This window comes from Bradyrhizobium sp. SZCCHNRI20481, assembly GCF_032485055.1.
GTDB lineage: Bacteria > Pseudomonadota > Alphaproteobacteria > Rhizobiales > Xanthobacteraceae > Bradyrhizobium.
Genome location: NZ_JAUEUE010000014.1, coordinates 197567 through 212309 on the forward strand (window position 1 = coordinate 197567; position 14743 = coordinate 212309).

At 66.1% G+C, this 14743-nt stretch carries 13 protein-coding genes and 1 pseudogene; 11 read left to right on the plus strand and 3 right to left on the minus strand.

Going from position 1 to position 14743, the window contains the following annotated elements; translation table 11 throughout:
• The first annotated feature begins 43 nt into the window (after positions 1 to 43).
• From QX132_RS23340 to QX132_RS23365, 6 genes are all read left to right on the plus strand, one after another.
• Positions 44 to 1123 carry a hypothetical protein gene (locus QX132_RS23340; RefSeq protein ID WP_315737412.1) on the plus strand — a complete coding sequence of 360 codons (1080 nt, stop codon included), beginning with the start codon at positions 44 to 46 and terminating at the stop codon, positions 1121 to 1123.
• Between the two features lie 602 nt (positions 1124 to 1725).
• Entirely contained in the window at positions 1726 to 2643 is a 918-nt protein-coding gene (locus QX132_RS23345) for an ABC transporter permease subunit (RefSeq protein WP_315737411.1), read from the plus strand.
• Positions 2644 to 2656: 13 nt separating this feature from the next.
• The gene (gene livM / locus QX132_RS23350; protein ID WP_315811578.1) at positions 2657 to 3985 is read left to right on the plus strand and encodes a high-affinity branched-chain amino acid ABC transporter permease LivM; all 1329 of its coding nucleotides are present in this window, start codon (positions 2657 to 2659) and stop codon (positions 3983 to 3985) included.
• Entirely contained in the window at positions 3982 to 4815 is an 834-nt protein-coding gene (locus QX132_RS23355; RefSeq protein WP_315737409.1) for an ABC transporter ATP-binding protein, read from the plus strand. Before livM ends, QX132_RS23355 begins: the two co-directional genes overlap by 4 nt.
• Positions 4812 to 5543: an ABC transporter ATP-binding protein gene (locus tag QX132_RS23360; protein WP_315737408.1), complete on the plus strand. Its 732-nt coding sequence runs from the start codon at positions 4812 to 4814 to the stop codon at positions 5541 to 5543. The genes QX132_RS23355 and QX132_RS23360 overlap by 4 nt, the downstream gene beginning before the upstream one ends.
• A gap of 158 nt (positions 5544 to 5701) precedes the next feature.
• Complete coding sequence (locus QX132_RS23365; protein WP_315737407.1) at positions 5702 to 6820, plus strand: branched-chain amino acid ABC transporter substrate-binding protein; 1119 nt, start codon at positions 5702 to 5704, stop codon at positions 6818 to 6820.
• A gap of 138 nt (positions 6821 to 6958) precedes the next feature.
• On the opposite strand, the gene QX132_RS23370 is transcribed toward QX132_RS23365, so the two are convergent.
• A complete protein-coding gene (locus tag QX132_RS23370; RefSeq protein ID WP_315750016.1) occupies positions 6959 to 7360 on the minus strand; it encodes a response regulator in 402 nt (133 codons plus the stop codon).
• Between the two features lie 235 nt (positions 7361 to 7595).
• On the opposite strand from QX132_RS23370, the pseudogene QX132_RS23375 reads away from it, so the two are divergent.
• Both QX132_RS23375 and QX132_RS23380 read left to right on the plus strand, forming a co-directional pair.
• Positions 7596 to 10369 (plus strand): annotated as a pseudogene (locus QX132_RS23375) (PAS domain S-box protein).
• 81 nt (positions 10370 to 10450) lie between these two features.
• On the plus strand, positions 10451 to 11449 hold the full coding sequence (locus QX132_RS23380) for a P1 family peptidase (protein WP_315798274.1): 999 nt from the start codon (positions 10451 to 10453) through the stop codon (positions 11447 to 11449).
• A 2-nt stretch (positions 11450 to 11451) separates the two neighbouring features.
• Here the strand turns inward: QX132_RS23380 and QX132_RS23385 are convergent, their stop codons facing one another.
• Positions 11452 to 12219, minus strand: coding sequence for an EF-hand domain-containing protein (locus QX132_RS23385; protein WP_315759228.1), 768 nt, complete (start codon positions 12217 to 12219; stop codon positions 11452 to 11454).
• 226 nt (positions 12220 to 12445) lie between these two features.
• Between QX132_RS23385 and rpe the strand changes: the two genes are divergently transcribed.
• From rpe to QX132_RS23400, 3 genes are read left to right on the plus strand one after another with little or no spacing between them, the layout of a single operon-like run.
• The gene (gene rpe / locus QX132_RS23390) at positions 12446 to 13147 is read left to right on the plus strand and encodes a ribulose-phosphate 3-epimerase (protein WP_315737402.1); all 702 of its coding nucleotides are present in this window, start codon (positions 12446 to 12448) and stop codon (positions 13145 to 13147) included.
• A 15-nt stretch (positions 13148 to 13162) separates the two neighbouring features.
• Positions 13163 to 13648, plus strand: coding sequence for an ureidoglycolate lyase (locus QX132_RS23395; protein WP_315779803.1), 486 nt, complete (start codon positions 13163 to 13165; stop codon positions 13646 to 13648).
• Positions 13649 to 13691: 43 nt separating this feature from the next.
• A complete protein-coding gene (locus tag QX132_RS23400; protein ID WP_315779801.1) occupies positions 13692 to 14522 on the plus strand; it encodes a bifunctional allantoicase/(S)-ureidoglycine aminohydrolase in 831 nt (276 codons plus the stop codon).
• A 50-nt stretch (positions 14523 to 14572) separates the two neighbouring features.
• On the opposite strand, the gene QX132_RS23405 is transcribed toward QX132_RS23400, so the two are convergent.
• The coding region (locus tag QX132_RS23405; protein WP_410052884.1) for a universal stress protein at positions 14573 to 14743 on the minus strand (171 nt) is incomplete at its 5' end.

The window sequence follows — 14743 nt, forward strand, 5'->3', positions numbered from 1 at the left end:
GGAGAAGACGATGACGAGGCGACGGTGGAGCTTACAGACAGCGGTGTTCCTCGGCGGCACGACACTGATCGTCGTGACGGCGCTGGCCGTTGCCATCCTCTATTCGGCGTCGCTGCAGCGGCGCGGCGAGGAGCTCGCGATCGAGCAGCTGAGGACGCGCGGTGAGCTCAGCGCAAACCTGCTGGCGCGACAGATGTACGGCACGTGGATCGACGTGTCGCGGCTCGCCGCGATCATCGACCCCGCCGACGTCGCCGAGGCGCGCCGACAGATCCAGTTCGTGAGCCAGTTCCAGCCGCGCTATGCCTGGCTCGGCATCGCCGACCCCGGCGGCAAGGTCATCGCGAGCAAGGACCGGATGCTGGAAGGACAAAGCGTCGCCGACCTGCGCTGGTTCCGGCATGGACTCGGGGTGCCGACGGCGGTCGATGATCGCGAACCAGAGACCCTGGGCCGGATGTTGCAGGCCGCTTCGGGACCGGACCGCTTGATCGCCATGTCGGCTCCGCTGATGCACGACGGCGCCCCCGCCGGTGTCATCGGGGCCCAAATCGATTGGAAATGGGTGATCGAATCCGTCGCGGCGCTGGCGTCGCGCGACATCGATCTGGTGTTGCTGTCGCGCGAGAGCATCGTGCTGTTCGGCCCGCCGGATCTCGTCGGCAAGCAACTGACGATCGGCTCGGCGCAGGCCGCAAGCCGCGGGGCCCCGGTCGCGCTCATCGAGCGATGGCCCGACGGCAAGGACTATTTCACCGTCACGTTCCCCACCGTGAAGTACGCCGATCTGCCGAGCTTCGGCTGGTCCCTTCTGATCCGGCAGGACGCCGTTGCCGCGATGCTGCCGACCCGCCAGCTTGTGCGCTCGTTTTGGTTCAACGTTGCCGGTGGCGTGTTCTCGATCCTGGTGCTGCTCAATTTCGCCGCGAAATGGGTGGCGACGCCGATGCGCCGTCTTGCCCAGGCCGCCGAGACCATGGTGAAAGATCCGTTTTCCGGCATGGTGGCTCGGGAAACCCGGTACGATGAGGCGACGCGGCTGCGCGACGCCTTGGTCAGGCTCCAGTCGAAGCTGATGGCAAAAGTGCCTGGTTCGACGGAAGACAGCGGTAGCGGCATATGAGCGGCGCCAGCGACAAGATCAGCTCGATGCGCTCGACGTCCAAGGTCGCGGCCCTCGTCGCTCGCGCCTCCTTCGCCATCATTGGCCTCAGCGGCTAGCCCGAGCGGCGGCGAGAGAATCCGAGCTGAAAGCGAATCCTCCAGTGTCCACGCCAACGAGCGGTCCTGCAGACGCGGGTCCTGGTATTGCTGGCCGGGACGCGGGCTGCCCCTCCGTGTCCCTCATCTTGCCGGTTCGGTCTCCCGGCCGGACTTTGGTGCCCCTGGTTCTCGTCCGCCAGCCTGCTCATGGGGTTCTCGCTTCGCTACCGCGCGCAACCAGTGCGAGAGCACCTCCTTCGGCGGTAGGTGCTGCGTTCCGCGGTGGTCATTTGATGGCGATGGCCGGACCCGAGAAAGGCACGGGAACCGCGCCGTCAAAGGAGGCGGGATAAGCCCGCAATTGTGGCACTGCACGCTGTTGCGGCACCCGGTTCCTAGCTGTTAGTACTGGCCCACGCGTCGCCTTGGGCGCGGGTGCGATCTCCAGGCATACCAGCACCTGCTCTGCAAGGCCCCCGCCGCGTTGCGAACCGGTATCGGCAGTCTCACTCACGGCAGTTCATGGATTATTTCGCGCAACAGCTCATCAATGGCCTCGTCCTTGGCTCGATCTACGGCCTGATCGCCATCGGCTACACCATGGTCTATGGCATCGTCGGCATGATCAATTTCGCCCATGGCGACATCTTCATGATCGGCGGCTTCATCGCGCTGATCTCGTTCCTGGTCCTGGTATCGCTGGGCCTGACTGCGGTTCCGGTCATTCTGCTGATCGTGCTGCTGGTCTCGATGGCCATCACGGCGCTCTATGGCTGGACCGTCGAACGCATCGCCTATCGCCCGCTGCGGCACTCGTTCCGCCTGGCGCCGATGCTGTCCGCCATCGGCATGTCGTTCGTGCTCACCAACTATTCGCAGGTGTCGCAGGGCGCGCGCGTCAAGCCGGTGCCGCCGATCATCACCGGCGGCTATACCCTGCACGAGGGTGCGGGCGGCTTCGTCGTCCAGCTCTCCAACATTCAGATCGTGGTGGTCATCACCACCATCGTTCTGCTCGCGCTGTTCACCTGGCTGGTATCCCGCACGCGGCTCGGCCGCGACATGCGCGCCTGCGAGCAGGATCAGACCATGGCGGCACTGCTCGGCGTCGACGTCGACCGCACCATCTCGATGACCTTCGTGATCGGCGCGGCGCTCGCTGCCGTCGCCGGCATGATGTACCTGCTGTATTACGGCCTGGTCGACTTCTTCATGGGCTTCGTCGCCGGCATCAAGGCGTTCACGGCGGCGGTGCTCGGCGGCATCGGCTCGCTGCCGGGCGCGATGCTCGGCGGCCTCGCGATCGGACTGATCGAGACGTTCTGGTCGGCCTATTTCTCGGTGGAGTACAAGGACGTCGCGGCATTCTCGATCCTCATCGTCGTGCTGATCTTCCTGCCAACCGGCCTGCTCGGCCGGCCCGAAGTCGAAAAAGTCTGAAGATGGAGTCCGCGTGAGCGCGTCCCTTCCCGCCTCGTCGAAAGGCTCCGAACCGGTCGGAGCCGCCTTCATCCTCAAGAAGGCCTTTCTCAGTGCGCTGGTCGCTCTCGGTCTGTTCTCCCTGATGGTCGGCGTCCGCACCGAAGCGGGCCAGAGCGGCCAGCTCGTATACTGGACCCGCTTCGGCGACCTCGCCAGCCTGGTTGCGGCGGTGTTCGTCGGCTCGATCGCGGTCGAGCTGCTGCGGCTGTGGCTCGGACCGCGCGGCGGCCTCGGCAGCTTCGTGCCGCCGTCCGTGCAGAGCGGCATGTCGGTAGCCGGCCGCTATCTCGCGCCGGCGCTGCTGATCTTCACCTTCCTGGTGCCGGTGATCTTCTACAATCAGCGCTATATTCTCGACCTCGGCATCCTGGTCCTCACCTACGTCATGCTGGGCTGGGGCCTCAACGTCGTGGTCGGTCTCGCCGGCCTGCTCGACCTCGGCTACGTCGCGTTCTACGCGGTTGGCGCCTATTCCTACGGCCTGCTCTCGACCACCTTCGGCCTGTCGTTCTGGATCTGCCTGCCGCTCGCCGGTATTCTCGCCGCATTCTGGGGCGTGCTGCTCGGCTTTCCGGTGCTGCGGCTGCGCGGTGACTACCTCGCCATCGTCACCCTGGCCTTTGGCGAGATCATCCGCCTCGTTCTCATCAACTGGCAGGACGTGACCGGCGGTCCCAACGGCGTCTCCGGGATTCCGCGACCGACGTTGTTCGGCATTCCGCTCACACCGGGCGAAGGCGGCCTTGCATCGATGCTCGGCATCCCGTTCTCGCCGACGCATCGCATCGTTTTTCTGTTCTATCTGATCCTGGCGCTGGCACTCTTGACCAACTGGGTCACCATCCGGCTGCGCCGGCTGCCGATCGGCCGGGCCTGGGAAGCGCTGCGCGAGGACGAGGTCGCCTGCCGCGCGCTCGGCATCAACATCACCACCACCAAGCTGACCGCATTTGCGACCGGCGCGATGTTCGGCGGTTTCGCCGGCGCCTTCTTCGCCACGCGCCAGGGCTTCATCAGCCCGGAATCCTTCACCTTCCAGGAATCGGCGCTGGTACTCGCCATCGTCGTGCTCGGCGGCATGGGGTCGCAGCTCGGCGTGGCGCTGGCGGCGCTCGCCATGATCGGCGGCTTCGAGCTGTTCAGAAGCCTCGAGGGCTACCGCATGCTGGTGTTCGGTCTCGCCATGGTGCTCGTGATGATCTGGCGGCCGCGCGGCATTGTCGGCCATCGCGCGCCAACCGTATTCCTGGAAAAATCCAAGAGCATCTCTTCGGACCTCGTCAAGGAAGGCCACGGATGAGCTCCGCTCCCATTCTCGCACTTGAAAACCTCACCATGCGCTTCGGCGGCATCGTCGCCGTCAATGCGCTGTCGTTCACCGCGCAACGCACGCAGATCACGGCCCTGATCGGCCCCAACGGCGCCGGCAAGACCACCGTGTTCAACTGCATCACCGGCTTCTACAAGCCGACCTCCGGCGTCATCCGCCTGACCCATGATGACGGCGCGCAGTTCGAGATGCAGAAGCTGAAGGACTTCAACATCTCCAAGCAGGCCAAGGTGGCGCGGACGTTCCAGAACATCCGGCTGTTTCCGGGCATGACGGCGCTCGAGAACCTGATGGTCGCGCAGCACAACGCGCTGATGCGCGCGTCCGGCATGACGGTGCTCGGGCTGCTCGGCGTGCCCTCGTGGCGCGCGGCCGAGCGGAACGCGATCGATGCGGCCGTGTTCTGGCTGAAGCGCGTCGGGCTGATCGACCGCGCCGACGACGCGGCCGGCAATCTCGCCTATGGCGACCAGCGCCGGCTGGAGATCGCGCGCGCGATGTGCACCTCGCCGGCCCTGCTCTGCCTCGACGAACCGGCCGCCGGCCTCAACGCGCGCGAGAGTGCGGCCCTCAGCGAGCTGCTGCTGTCGATCCGAGCCGATCACGCCACGTCGATCCTGCTGATCGAGCACGACATGAGCGTCGTGATGGAAATCTCCGACCGGATCGTCGTGATGGACTACGGCGTCAAGATCGCGGAAGGCACGCCGCGCGAGATCAGGGATGATCCCAAGGTCATCGCGGCCTATCTCGGCACCGACGAGGAAGAGGCCGCAGCCGTGATGGAGGCCGAGGCGTGAGCGCGTCCCTCCTCGCAATCCGCAGCCTGCGTGCCTCCTACGGCAAGATCGAAGCGCTCAAGGGCGTCGATCTCGACATCAAGCCCGGCGAGATCGTCGCGCTGATCGGCGCCAACGGCGCCGGCAAGTCGACCCTGATGATGTCGATCTTCGGGCGGCCGCGCGCGAGCTCCGGCAACATCGTCTACGACGGCAACGACATCACACAGGTGCCGACGCATCAGATCGCGCAGCTGCGCATCGCGCAGTCGCCGGAGGGACGCCGCATCTTTCCGCGCATGAGCGTCGCGGAAAACCTGCAGATGGGCGCCGACGCCGGCGAGACGACCGACGCGGAGCGGGCCAGCATGCTGGAGCGCGTCTTCGCGCTGTTCCCGCGCCTGAAGGAGCGCATCGACCAGCGCGGCGGCACGCTGTCCGGCGGCGAGCAGCAGATGCTGGCGATCGGGCGCGCGCTGATGAGCCGGCCGCGGCTGCTGCTGCTGGACGAGCCCTCGCTCGGCCTGGCGCCGCTGATCGCACGCCAGATTTTCGACGCCATTCGGACACTCAACCGCCAAGACGGTCTGACCGTGCTGATCGTCGAGCAGAACGCCAATCACGCGCTGAAGCTCGCCCATCGCGGCTACGTGCTGGTCAACGGCCTGATTACGCTGTCGGGCACCGGCACCGAGCTGCTGCAGCGGCCGGAGATCCGCGCTGCCTATCTGGAGGGCGGCCGCCACTGAGGCGGAGCCCTCAAAATCCGGCCGAAATGACATTAGTCCTTCGTAGGTGTCGTCGAAAATTGCCGGTGACTTCGCCGTAAAATCAGCCACAATGCGCGCGGTCTGCGGCCCGCCGTTCGGGCCGTTCCGTGTCGACCTACCCCCCGCGAGGATTTCTCATGAAACCACTCAAACTCATCGGCTTGGCTCTGGGCGCATCGCTGGCGCTCTCGACCGCTGCTTTCGCCGAAGACATCAACATCGCCGTGGCCGGCCCCATGACCGGCAGTGAATCGGCCTTCGGCCGCCAAATGCAGAACGGCGCCGAGATGGCGGTAGCCGACCTCAATGCTGCCGGCGGCGTGCTCGGCAAAAAGCTCGCACTGCAGGTGGGTGACGATGCCTGCGATCCGAAGCAGGCGCGTTCGGTTGCCGAAAAGCTCGCCGGCTCCGGCATTCCGTTCGTCGCCGGCCATTTCTGCTCGTCGTCGTCGATCCCGGCCTCCGAGGCCTATGCCGACAGCAACGTCCTGCAGATCACGCCCGCGTCGACCAACCCGCTGTTCACCGAGCGCAAGCTGTGGAACGTGGCGCGCGTCTGCGGCCGCGACGACCAGCAGGGTCTCGTCGCCGCCAACTACATCGCGAAGAACTTCAAGGGCAAGAACATCGCGATCCTCAACGACAAGACCACCTACGGCAAGGGTCTCGCCGACGAGACCAAGAAGGCGCTCAACAAGGCCGGCGTCACCGAGAAGATGTTCGAGTCCTACAACAAGGGCGACAAGGACTTCAACGCGATCGTCTCCCGCCTGAAGCGTGACAACATCGATCTCGTCTATGTCGGCGGCTATCATCAGGAAGCCGGCCTCATCCTGCGCCAGATGCGCGACCAGGGTCTCAAGACCATCCTGATGGCGGGCGACGCGATGAACGATAAGGAGTTCGCCTCGATCACCGGCCCGGCCGCGGAAGGCACGCTGTTCACCTTCGGCCCCGAGCCGCGCAACAAGCCGACCGCGAAGGCGATCGTGGACAAGTTCAAGGCCAAGAACATCGATCCCGAGGGCTACACGCTCTACACCTACGCCGCGATCCAGGTCTGGTCGCAGGCGGTGAAGAAGGCCAACACCACTGACGCCAAGAAGGTGATGGACACCATCAAGGCCGGCGAGTGGGACACCGTTCTCGGCAAGCTCGGCTTCGACGCCAAGGGCGACATCAAGCAGATCGACTACGTCGTCTACAAGTGGGACGCCAAGGGCGGCTACGCCGAGCTCGGCGGCAAGGGCTCCTGATAGAACTCCTGATCCGCTTCGATCATCATCAGCAAAATGCAAACGCCCCGGTCCTGGACCGGGGCGTTCTGCTGAGAGCTTGGTTCGTCGTTGAAGCGCCTGCAGGACAGTCGTACGGAGAGTAAGTAACAGGCCGGCTCAGCCGGCACAGGCCGAAAGCGATGGGGCTCCCTTCGCCGCCACTGCCGCACGGGCCGTTTCGACGGCACGCATCAGTTCGGCCGGGCGGAACGGTTTCTGCAGGTAAACGACACGGGTCAGCTCGTCCGACATCGACGCGCCATCAAAGGCGGTCATGCCGGAGACTGCGACCACCGGCACGTCGGGAACCAGCGCGCGCATACTGCTGACCAGATCGAGCCCGTTGGAATCATCGAGATAGATGTCGACGATGACGGCATCGAACGCCTGGTCGCGGAACAACTGCAGTCCGGACGCAGCGGTTCCCGCTTCGACCACGTCGAACTGATTGACGCGCAGCACCATACAGATCATGGCGCGCACATCCTTCTGATCGTCGACCACCAGAATCCGTGGCATCAACTTCTCCAGAATTTTCCGTTGGACAACCTACAACCTAGAAGGAAATCGAACACAACTACCGGTATATTTATCCCATTGGGGTAAAGGTGCAGTTACTTTAACTATCGACTCATTCTACAGAACGTCGCGATCTGGTACCATACAACCTTTATTAGAATATAGAAACTTTTCGCGCGTCAGTCACCGACTCCCTTTTTTGCATGTTGGCTCCCGTTGCGCAGGATTCCCGGAGATGCAGAGCATCGAGGATCACCGCGAAGTCCTGCTGTCGACGTCCACCGCGACGCGCCGAGACCAGATCGCAGCACTCGCTGCGGTTGCGATCTCGACCTTGCTGTTTGCCGCCGCCGCTCCCTTTGCCAAGGTGGAGTTGCCGGCGGTGCCTGCGTTCGTCGCGAGCTACCAGTCGGCGCTGGCGCTGAACGATCTCATCACCGCGTTCCTGCTGTTCTCGCAGTTCGTGCTGCTGCGTTCGCGACCGCTGCTGTGGTTGGCCTCGGGTTACCTGTTCACCGCGCCGGCCTCGCTACTGCACACGCTGGTGTTCCCAGGCCTGTATTCTCAGACCGGCCTGCTCGATGCAGGTCCGCAGACCGCAGTCTGGATCTACATGATCTGGCACGGCGCGTTCCCCCTGTTCGTTCTGGCCTATGCGCTGGACGACCGTCGCCGTCCGACGCCCGTTGGGTCGGTTGCGCTGTCGCTATCGGTCGCCGTGCTCGGCGTGGCGATTGCACTTGCGGCGCTCACCTGGGCGGTGATCGCCCATGATACGGCGCTGCCCGCGCTCGTCCGCGATGACGCTGCCACGCCGGCTTTGAAAGTCGTGGTCGGCGCCATCTGGTGCGTGACATCGGCTGCCCTGCTCGTCCTGGCGCTGCGCAGGCCGCACAGCATTCTCGACCTCTGGGTCATGGTGGTGCTGTGCGCCTGGCTGTTCGACCTCTCGCTCTCCTCGTTGCTCAACGCCGCCCGGTTCGACCTCGGCTACTACACGGGCCGCATCTATGGCTTGCTGGCCGCGAGCTTCGTACTCGGCGTCCTGCTCGCCGACAATGTCAGCCTGCAGGCGAGGCTCACGCGGCTGCTGCAGCAGCAGCGCCGGCAGAGCGAAAGCGAGCGGGCACGCTTCATCGCGCGCGAGCGACTGTTCAGCGCCGTCGTGGAATCCTCCAACGACGCCATCATCACGCTGACGCTGCAGGGCAAGATCACGTCCTGGAATCGCGCCGCCGAACACCTGTTCGGATACGGCGCAGACGAGGCGCTTGGCAACGACATCGGCCTGATCGTGCCCGCCGAACGGCGCAGCGAGGTCGATCGCATCCTGAGCCGGATCGGCGGCGGCGAGAAGATCGAGCATCACGAGACGATCCGCCGCCACAAGGACGGCCGCGAGATCGAAGTATCGCTCGGCGTGTCGCCGATCCTCGACGCGCATGGTGTGGTCATCGGCGCCTCGAAGGTGGCGCGCGACATCACCGAGAGCAAGCGCACCCGAACCGCCCTGACCCGTGAGACCGAGGAGCGCCGCCGCATCTTCGAGACCTCGCAGGACCTGATCCTGGTTGCCAACTCCTACGGACAATTGATGCAGGTCAGCCCGAGCGCGGTGGACGTGCTCGGCTACCGGCCGGAGGAGATGGTCGGCCGCAATGCCAGCGACTTCGTCTATCCGCCCGAGCTCGAGGCGGTCCGTAGCCAGATGCGCGCCTGCCGCCGCGGCCGCGACGTCCACAATTTCGAGGCGCAGCTGTTGCACAAGGAAGGCCGCGGCGTCGTCCTGAACTGGATGGCGAGCTGGTCGGACCCGGTGCAGCGCCACTTCTTCGTCGGCCGCGACCTCACCGAGAAGCGCGCCGCCGAGGCACAATTCCGCCAGGCGCAGAAGATGGAGGCGGTCGGGCAGCTCACCGGCGGCGTCGCCCACGACTTCAACAACATCCTCACCGTCATCACCGGCAGCATCGGCATTCTTGCCGACGCCGTGTCCGACCGGCCGGAGCTCGCCTCCGTCGCCAAGCTGATCGACGACTCCGCCGACCGCGGCGCGCAGCTCACGCGGCAGTTGCTAGCCTTCGCCCGCAAGCAGCCGCTGCAGCCGACCGATCTCGACATCAATGCGCTGTTGAACGAGACCGCAGCCTTGCTGCGGCCGACGCTCGCGCGCAGATCGAGATCGAGCGCATCCTCGGCGCCGATCCCTGCACCGCGCTCGCCGATCCGAACCAGCTCGCCACCGCGGTCATCAATCTCGCGCTCAATGCGCGTGATGCAATGCCGCAAGGCGGCAAGCTCATGCTGGAGACCGCGAACGTCACGCTCGACCAAGACTATGCCGACGCCCATAGCGAGGTCATCGTCGGTGACTACGTGATGATCGCCGTCAGCGACACCGGCTGTGGCATTCCGCCGGCCTATCTCGAGAAGGTGTTCGATCCGTTCTTCTCGACCAAGGGCACCGGCAAGGGCACGGGGCTCGGCCTCAGCATGGTATTCGGCTTCGTCAAGCAGTCGGGCGGCCACATCCAGATCTACAGCGAGGTCGGCCACGGCACCTCGATCAAGCTGTATCTGCCGCGCTCGGCGTCCGCTCCGGCGACCAGCGCGGGCTTGCAGGCGCCGGACGCGCGCGGCGGCAATGAGACGATCCTGGTCGTGGAGGATGATCTGCTGGTACGCCAGCACGTGATCGCCCAGGTCGGCAGCCTCGGCTACACCACGCTGGCTGCAGCCAATGCCGTCGAGGCGCTCGACGTGCTGGAGCGCCATCCAGAGATCGACCTGCTGTTCACCGACGTCATCATGCCCGGCGCCATGAACGGCCGCCAGCTCGCCGACGCCGCACGGGTGCGGCGGCCGGCGCTGCGGACGTTGTTCACCTCGGGCTACACCGAGAACGCGATCGTGCACCACGGCCGACTCGACGCCGGCGTGCTGCTGCTGCCCAAGCCTTACCGCAAGCCGGAACTGGCCCGCATGATCCGCATTGCGCTGGAGGCGTGAGGCCGTAGCCCGGGTGTTGCATTGAGCCCTCGCGCCAGCCGCGCTATCCATCCAGCATCATCACCTGCCGCGAGGGCGACCGTGCAAAACCTCCTCACCGACATCGCGGGCGTACGCGTGGGCCATGCCCAGGACGCAGCGCTCGCGTCCGGCGTGACCGCGATCCTGTTCGATCAGCCGGCGGTGGCCGCGATCGACATCCGGGGCGGCGGACCCGGCGTGCGCGAGGATGCGCTGCTCGATCCTGCGAATACGGTGGAGCGGGTCGACGGCATCGCCCTGTCCGGCGGCTCGGCGTTCGGGCTGGAGGCCGCGAGCGGCATCCAGGCCTGGCTGGCGGAACAGGGCCGCGGCTTTGCCGTGCGCGACGCGCTGATCCCGATCGTCCCCGGCGCGATCGTGTTCGACCTCTTGAACGGCGGCAACAAGGCCTGGGGCCGCTACGCGCCCTATCGCGAGCTCGGCTATGCGGCCGCAGCGGCCGCCGATACCAGCTTCGCGCTCGGCAGCGTCGGTGCCGGGCTCGGGGCCACCACGGCCAACCTGCAGGGCGGGCTCGGCTCGGCGGCGGCGACGACGACAGGTGGGATCAAGGTCGCTGCCATCGCGGTGGTCAATGCCGTCGGCAGCGTCACGGTCGGCGACGGCCCGTGGTTCTGGGCGGCGCCGTACGAGGTCGACGGCGAGTTCGGCGGCCGCGGTCTGCCGGCCGCGTTCACGCCGGATATGCTGGCGATGCGCATCAAGGGCGGCCCGGCGGCGTCAGCCTCCGAGAACACGACCATCAGCCTCATCGTGACCGACGCCGTCTTGACCAAGGCGCAGGCCAAGCGGCTCGCGATGATGGCGCAGACCGGCATGGCGCGCGCGATCTATCCGGTGCATCTGCCGCTCGACGGCGACATCGTGTTCGCGGCGGCGACTTGCGCCAAGCCGATCGAGCCGCTGGTCGAGCTGAGCGAGCTCGGCATGGTCGCGGCCAATGTGCTGGCCCGCGCGATCGCACGCGGCGTCTATCACGCGCGACCGCTGCCGTTCGCCGGCGCGCTGCCGTCCTGGCAAGGCCGCTTCGGCGGCTGAGCCTAGGCGCTCACCGCGGTCGTGGAGGACGTCGAGGCCGACAGCATCTTCGACTGCCGCTGGATCAGCTTCTCGATCAGATTGTAGGACGACGTGGCGGCGTTCGACGCGGTGGTGGCCGCCGGCGTCGTCAGCGTCACCTTGGAGCCGTCGGCATAGGTGATGGTGGTCGTCGTCGAGCCGTCGCTGTTGGTCGACGAGGAGCTCGACGCGCCCGACATTGCCTGCATCAGCGCGTCCGCCCCTGCCCCTGACGAATTGCCGGAGCTGCCAGCCTCCCCGGCTCCAGCACGATGATGATGACCACGGCGGCCGCGCGCGCCCTGCAGCGCCGATGTCAGTTCGTCCATGCTGACATTGCCGTCGCTGTTGCTGTCGAGCTTGCCGAACACCTTGTCGGCATTGGCGAGGTTGGTGCCGCCGGCGCCGAGCGCGGTCTCGAATTCGGACTTTGTGATCTTGCCGTCACCGTCGCCGTCGATCTGCGAGAACAGGTCCTGCAGCGGGCTGGTCGAGGCGTTCGCACCCGACGTGCCGGACTGGCTCTGCGCTGCGAGCAGCGCGTTCATCGTCTCCGGCGCGATCTGCCCCGAACTGCTGCTGCCGGAGCTCGACCACGGGCTGAAATTGCCGGAGCTGCTCGAGCTGCCGCCGTTCAGACTGAACACGCCGCCGCCGGCATTGCCCGATTTGCCGGAACCGGACTTCGTCGACCCAAGCGACTGCAGGGCTTCCAGGGCCGATGAGGCGGCCCCCAATGCAAACCACATGGCGAAACTCCGAGGTGGCCGCAATGCGCGGCGAAACAACGTCGGATCTCTCCGTCGCAATCCCCGTGCCAGCGCCAAACCGCTGATATGTCCGGATATTTCGAGATGTTGCGGATGCCCAAACCCGGCAGGTCATGCCGCGCTCGGCAGATTTTTCCCGCTCGCGTTGCCGCAACCGCGCCCGCATGATACGGCGACAATCCCGATCGCACTGGAACAGCCGCCCATGACACAGTCCTTCACGCCGCGCCCGCTCGTCATTGCGCCGTCGATCCTGGCGTCGGATTTCTCCAAGCTCGGCGAGGAGGTGCGCGCCGTCGATGCCGCCGGCGCCGACTGGATCCATCTCGACGTCATGGACGGTCACTTCGTGCCGAACATCTCCTACGGGCCCGACGTCATCAAGGCGCTGCGCCCCCACACGACCAAGATCTTCGACGCGCATCTGATGATCACGCCGTGCGATCCCTATCTCGAAGCCTTCGCCAAGGCCGGCTGCGACCACATCACGGTGCATGCGGAGGCCGGTCCGCACTTGCATCGCTCACTGCAGGCGATCCGTGCGCTCGGCAAGAAGGCCGGCGTCTCGCTCAATCCCTCGACCCCGCTCAGCGTGATCGAATACGTGCTCGACCTCGTCGACCTCGTGCTGATCATGTCGGTCAATCCCGGCTTCGGCGGCCAGGCCTTCATCCCTTCCGCGATCGGCAAGATCCAGGATCTGCGCGCGATGACCGCGGGCCGGCCGATCGATATCGAGGTCGATGGCGGCGTCGGCCGCGACAATGCCGGCGCGCTGGCCGCGGCCGGTGCCAACGCCTTCGTCGCAGGATCTGCGGTGTTCAAGGGCGGCACGACGGAGGCCTACCGCAGCAACATCTCCGCGATCCGCAGCGCCGCCGCGTCGGCGCGCGGCGAAGCGATCTGAGGCACGCGGGGCGGGATGCACACGCTCACGCCGCAGCCGCTGACCAAGGCGGCCTTTGCTGATTTCGGCGACGTCGTCGAGACCGACGGCGCCCAACCCATCGAGATCAACCAGGGCTTCGCCCGCCGCTGCAACGGCCTCGCCGCGATCGACGTGACGTCGGGCGGCGCAGACGTGAACATCAGCCTGTTCGAGGCCAAGCCGCGGCCGCAGCCGATCGAGATCAAGCTGATGGAGCGGCATCCGCTCGGCAGCCAGCTGTTCATGCCGCTGCAGGACCGGCCCTGGCTGGTGCTGGTCTGCGACGACCCGCGTGATCCCGCGAGCTACCATGCCTTCACGGCCAGCGGACGCCAGGGCGTCAATTACGCCCGCAACGTCTGGCACCATCCGCTGCTGGTGTTCGATGAGGGCTCGCGCTTCGTGGTGATCGACCGCATCAGCCCCGACAATCTCGAGGAGCTGTGGCTCGAGCAGCCGCTGTTTCTAAGCATCCCCTGAATGGTGGCGCGCGCAGGCTGATCCGTGCGCAGGAGAGACGACGATGGACAAGCCGAACTACTTCGTGCCGCAGGGCGGCCACCCGCCGCAGACCGACCTGCTCACCGGGCGCGCCGTGTTCACTGAAGCCTACGCGGTCATTCCCAAGGGCGTGATGCGCGACATCGTCACCTCGGCGCTGCCGTTCTGGGACAAGACGCGGACCTGGGTGATCGCGCGCCCCCTGTCGGGCTTCTCGGAGACGTTCTCGCAATACATCGTCGAGGTCTCGCCCGGCGGCGGCAGCTCCCAGCCCGAGCCCGATCCCGACGCCGAGGGCGTGCTGTTCGTGGTCGGCGGCGAGATCCTGCTCACCATCGCCGGCAAAGAGCATCCCCTGGGCCATGGCGGCTACGCCTTCCTGCCGCCGGCCTGCAAATGGACGCTGCGCAACGACAGCCCGGCGCCCGCGACCTTCCACTGGATCCGCAAGGCCTATGAGGCCGTTCCCGGCATCCCCGTGCCCGAGGCTTTCGTCACCAACGAGGCGACGATCGCCCCTGCCGCGATGCCGGAGACGCAGGGCCGCTGGGCCACCACGCGCTTCGTCGATCCGCTCGACGTCCGCCACGACATGCACGTCAACATCGTCACCTTCGAGCCCGGCGCCGTGATCCCGTTCCTGGAGACGCATGTGATGGAGCACGGCCTCTATGTGCTCGAGGGCAAGGCGGTCTACAAGCTCAACCGCGACTGGGTCGAGGTCGAGGCCGGCGACTTCATGTGGCTGCGCGCCTTCTGCCCGCAGGCCTGCTACGCCGGCGGCCCCGGCCGCTTCCGCTATCTGCTCTACAAGGACGCCAACCGGCACATGAAGCTGCGACCGTTCAGGTGAGAGGCGCGGTCGCGCAATCGGACCCGGACTTCAATCTCAACTCTAACGTCTCACGTCCCCGACACGACCTTCGCCGGCGCGTCGTCATCCTCCTCATCCGCCTCGCGCACCACGTGGCGTGTGCGCACCACCGTGACGGTGCAGCCCGCCTCCGCGGCGACCTTCGCCGAGACGCTGCCGAGCAGTGAGCGCAGTACGGAATCGCGGCGGGCGCCGATGAT

What these genes read in the sequence shown, in the direction of transcription:
- QX132_RS23370 (WP_315750016.1), bottom strand. Translation starts at nt 7,360, where the DNA reads ATGCCACGGATTCTGGTGGTCGACGATCAGAAGGATGTGCGCGCCATG.
- QX132_RS23365 (WP_315737407.1), top strand. Translation starts at nt 5,702, where the DNA reads ATGAAACCACTCAAACTCATCGGCTTGGCTCTGGGCGCATCGCTGGCG.
- QX132_RS23400 (WP_315779801.1), top strand. Translation starts at nt 13,692, where the DNA reads ATGGACAAGCCGAACTACTTCGTGCCGCAGGGCGGCCACCCGCCGCAG.
- rpe (WP_315737402.1), top strand. Translation starts at nt 12,446, where the DNA reads ATGACACAGTCCTTCACGCCGCGCCCGCTCGTCATTGCGCCGTCGATC.
- QX132_RS23385 (WP_315759228.1), bottom strand. Translation starts at nt 12,219, where the DNA reads ATGTGGTTTGCATTGGGGGCCGCCTCATCGGCCCTGGAAGCCCTGCAG.
- QX132_RS23345 (WP_315737411.1), top strand. Translation starts at nt 1,726, where the DNA reads ATGGATTATTTCGCGCAACAGCTCATCAATGGCCTCGTCCTTGGCTCG.
- QX132_RS23395 (WP_315779803.1), top strand. Translation starts at nt 13,163, where the DNA reads ATGCACACGCTCACGCCGCAGCCGCTGACCAAGGCGGCCTTTGCTGAT.
- QX132_RS23355 (WP_315737409.1), top strand. Translation starts at nt 3,982, where the DNA reads ATGAGCTCCGCTCCCATTCTCGCACTTGAAAACCTCACCATGCGCTTC.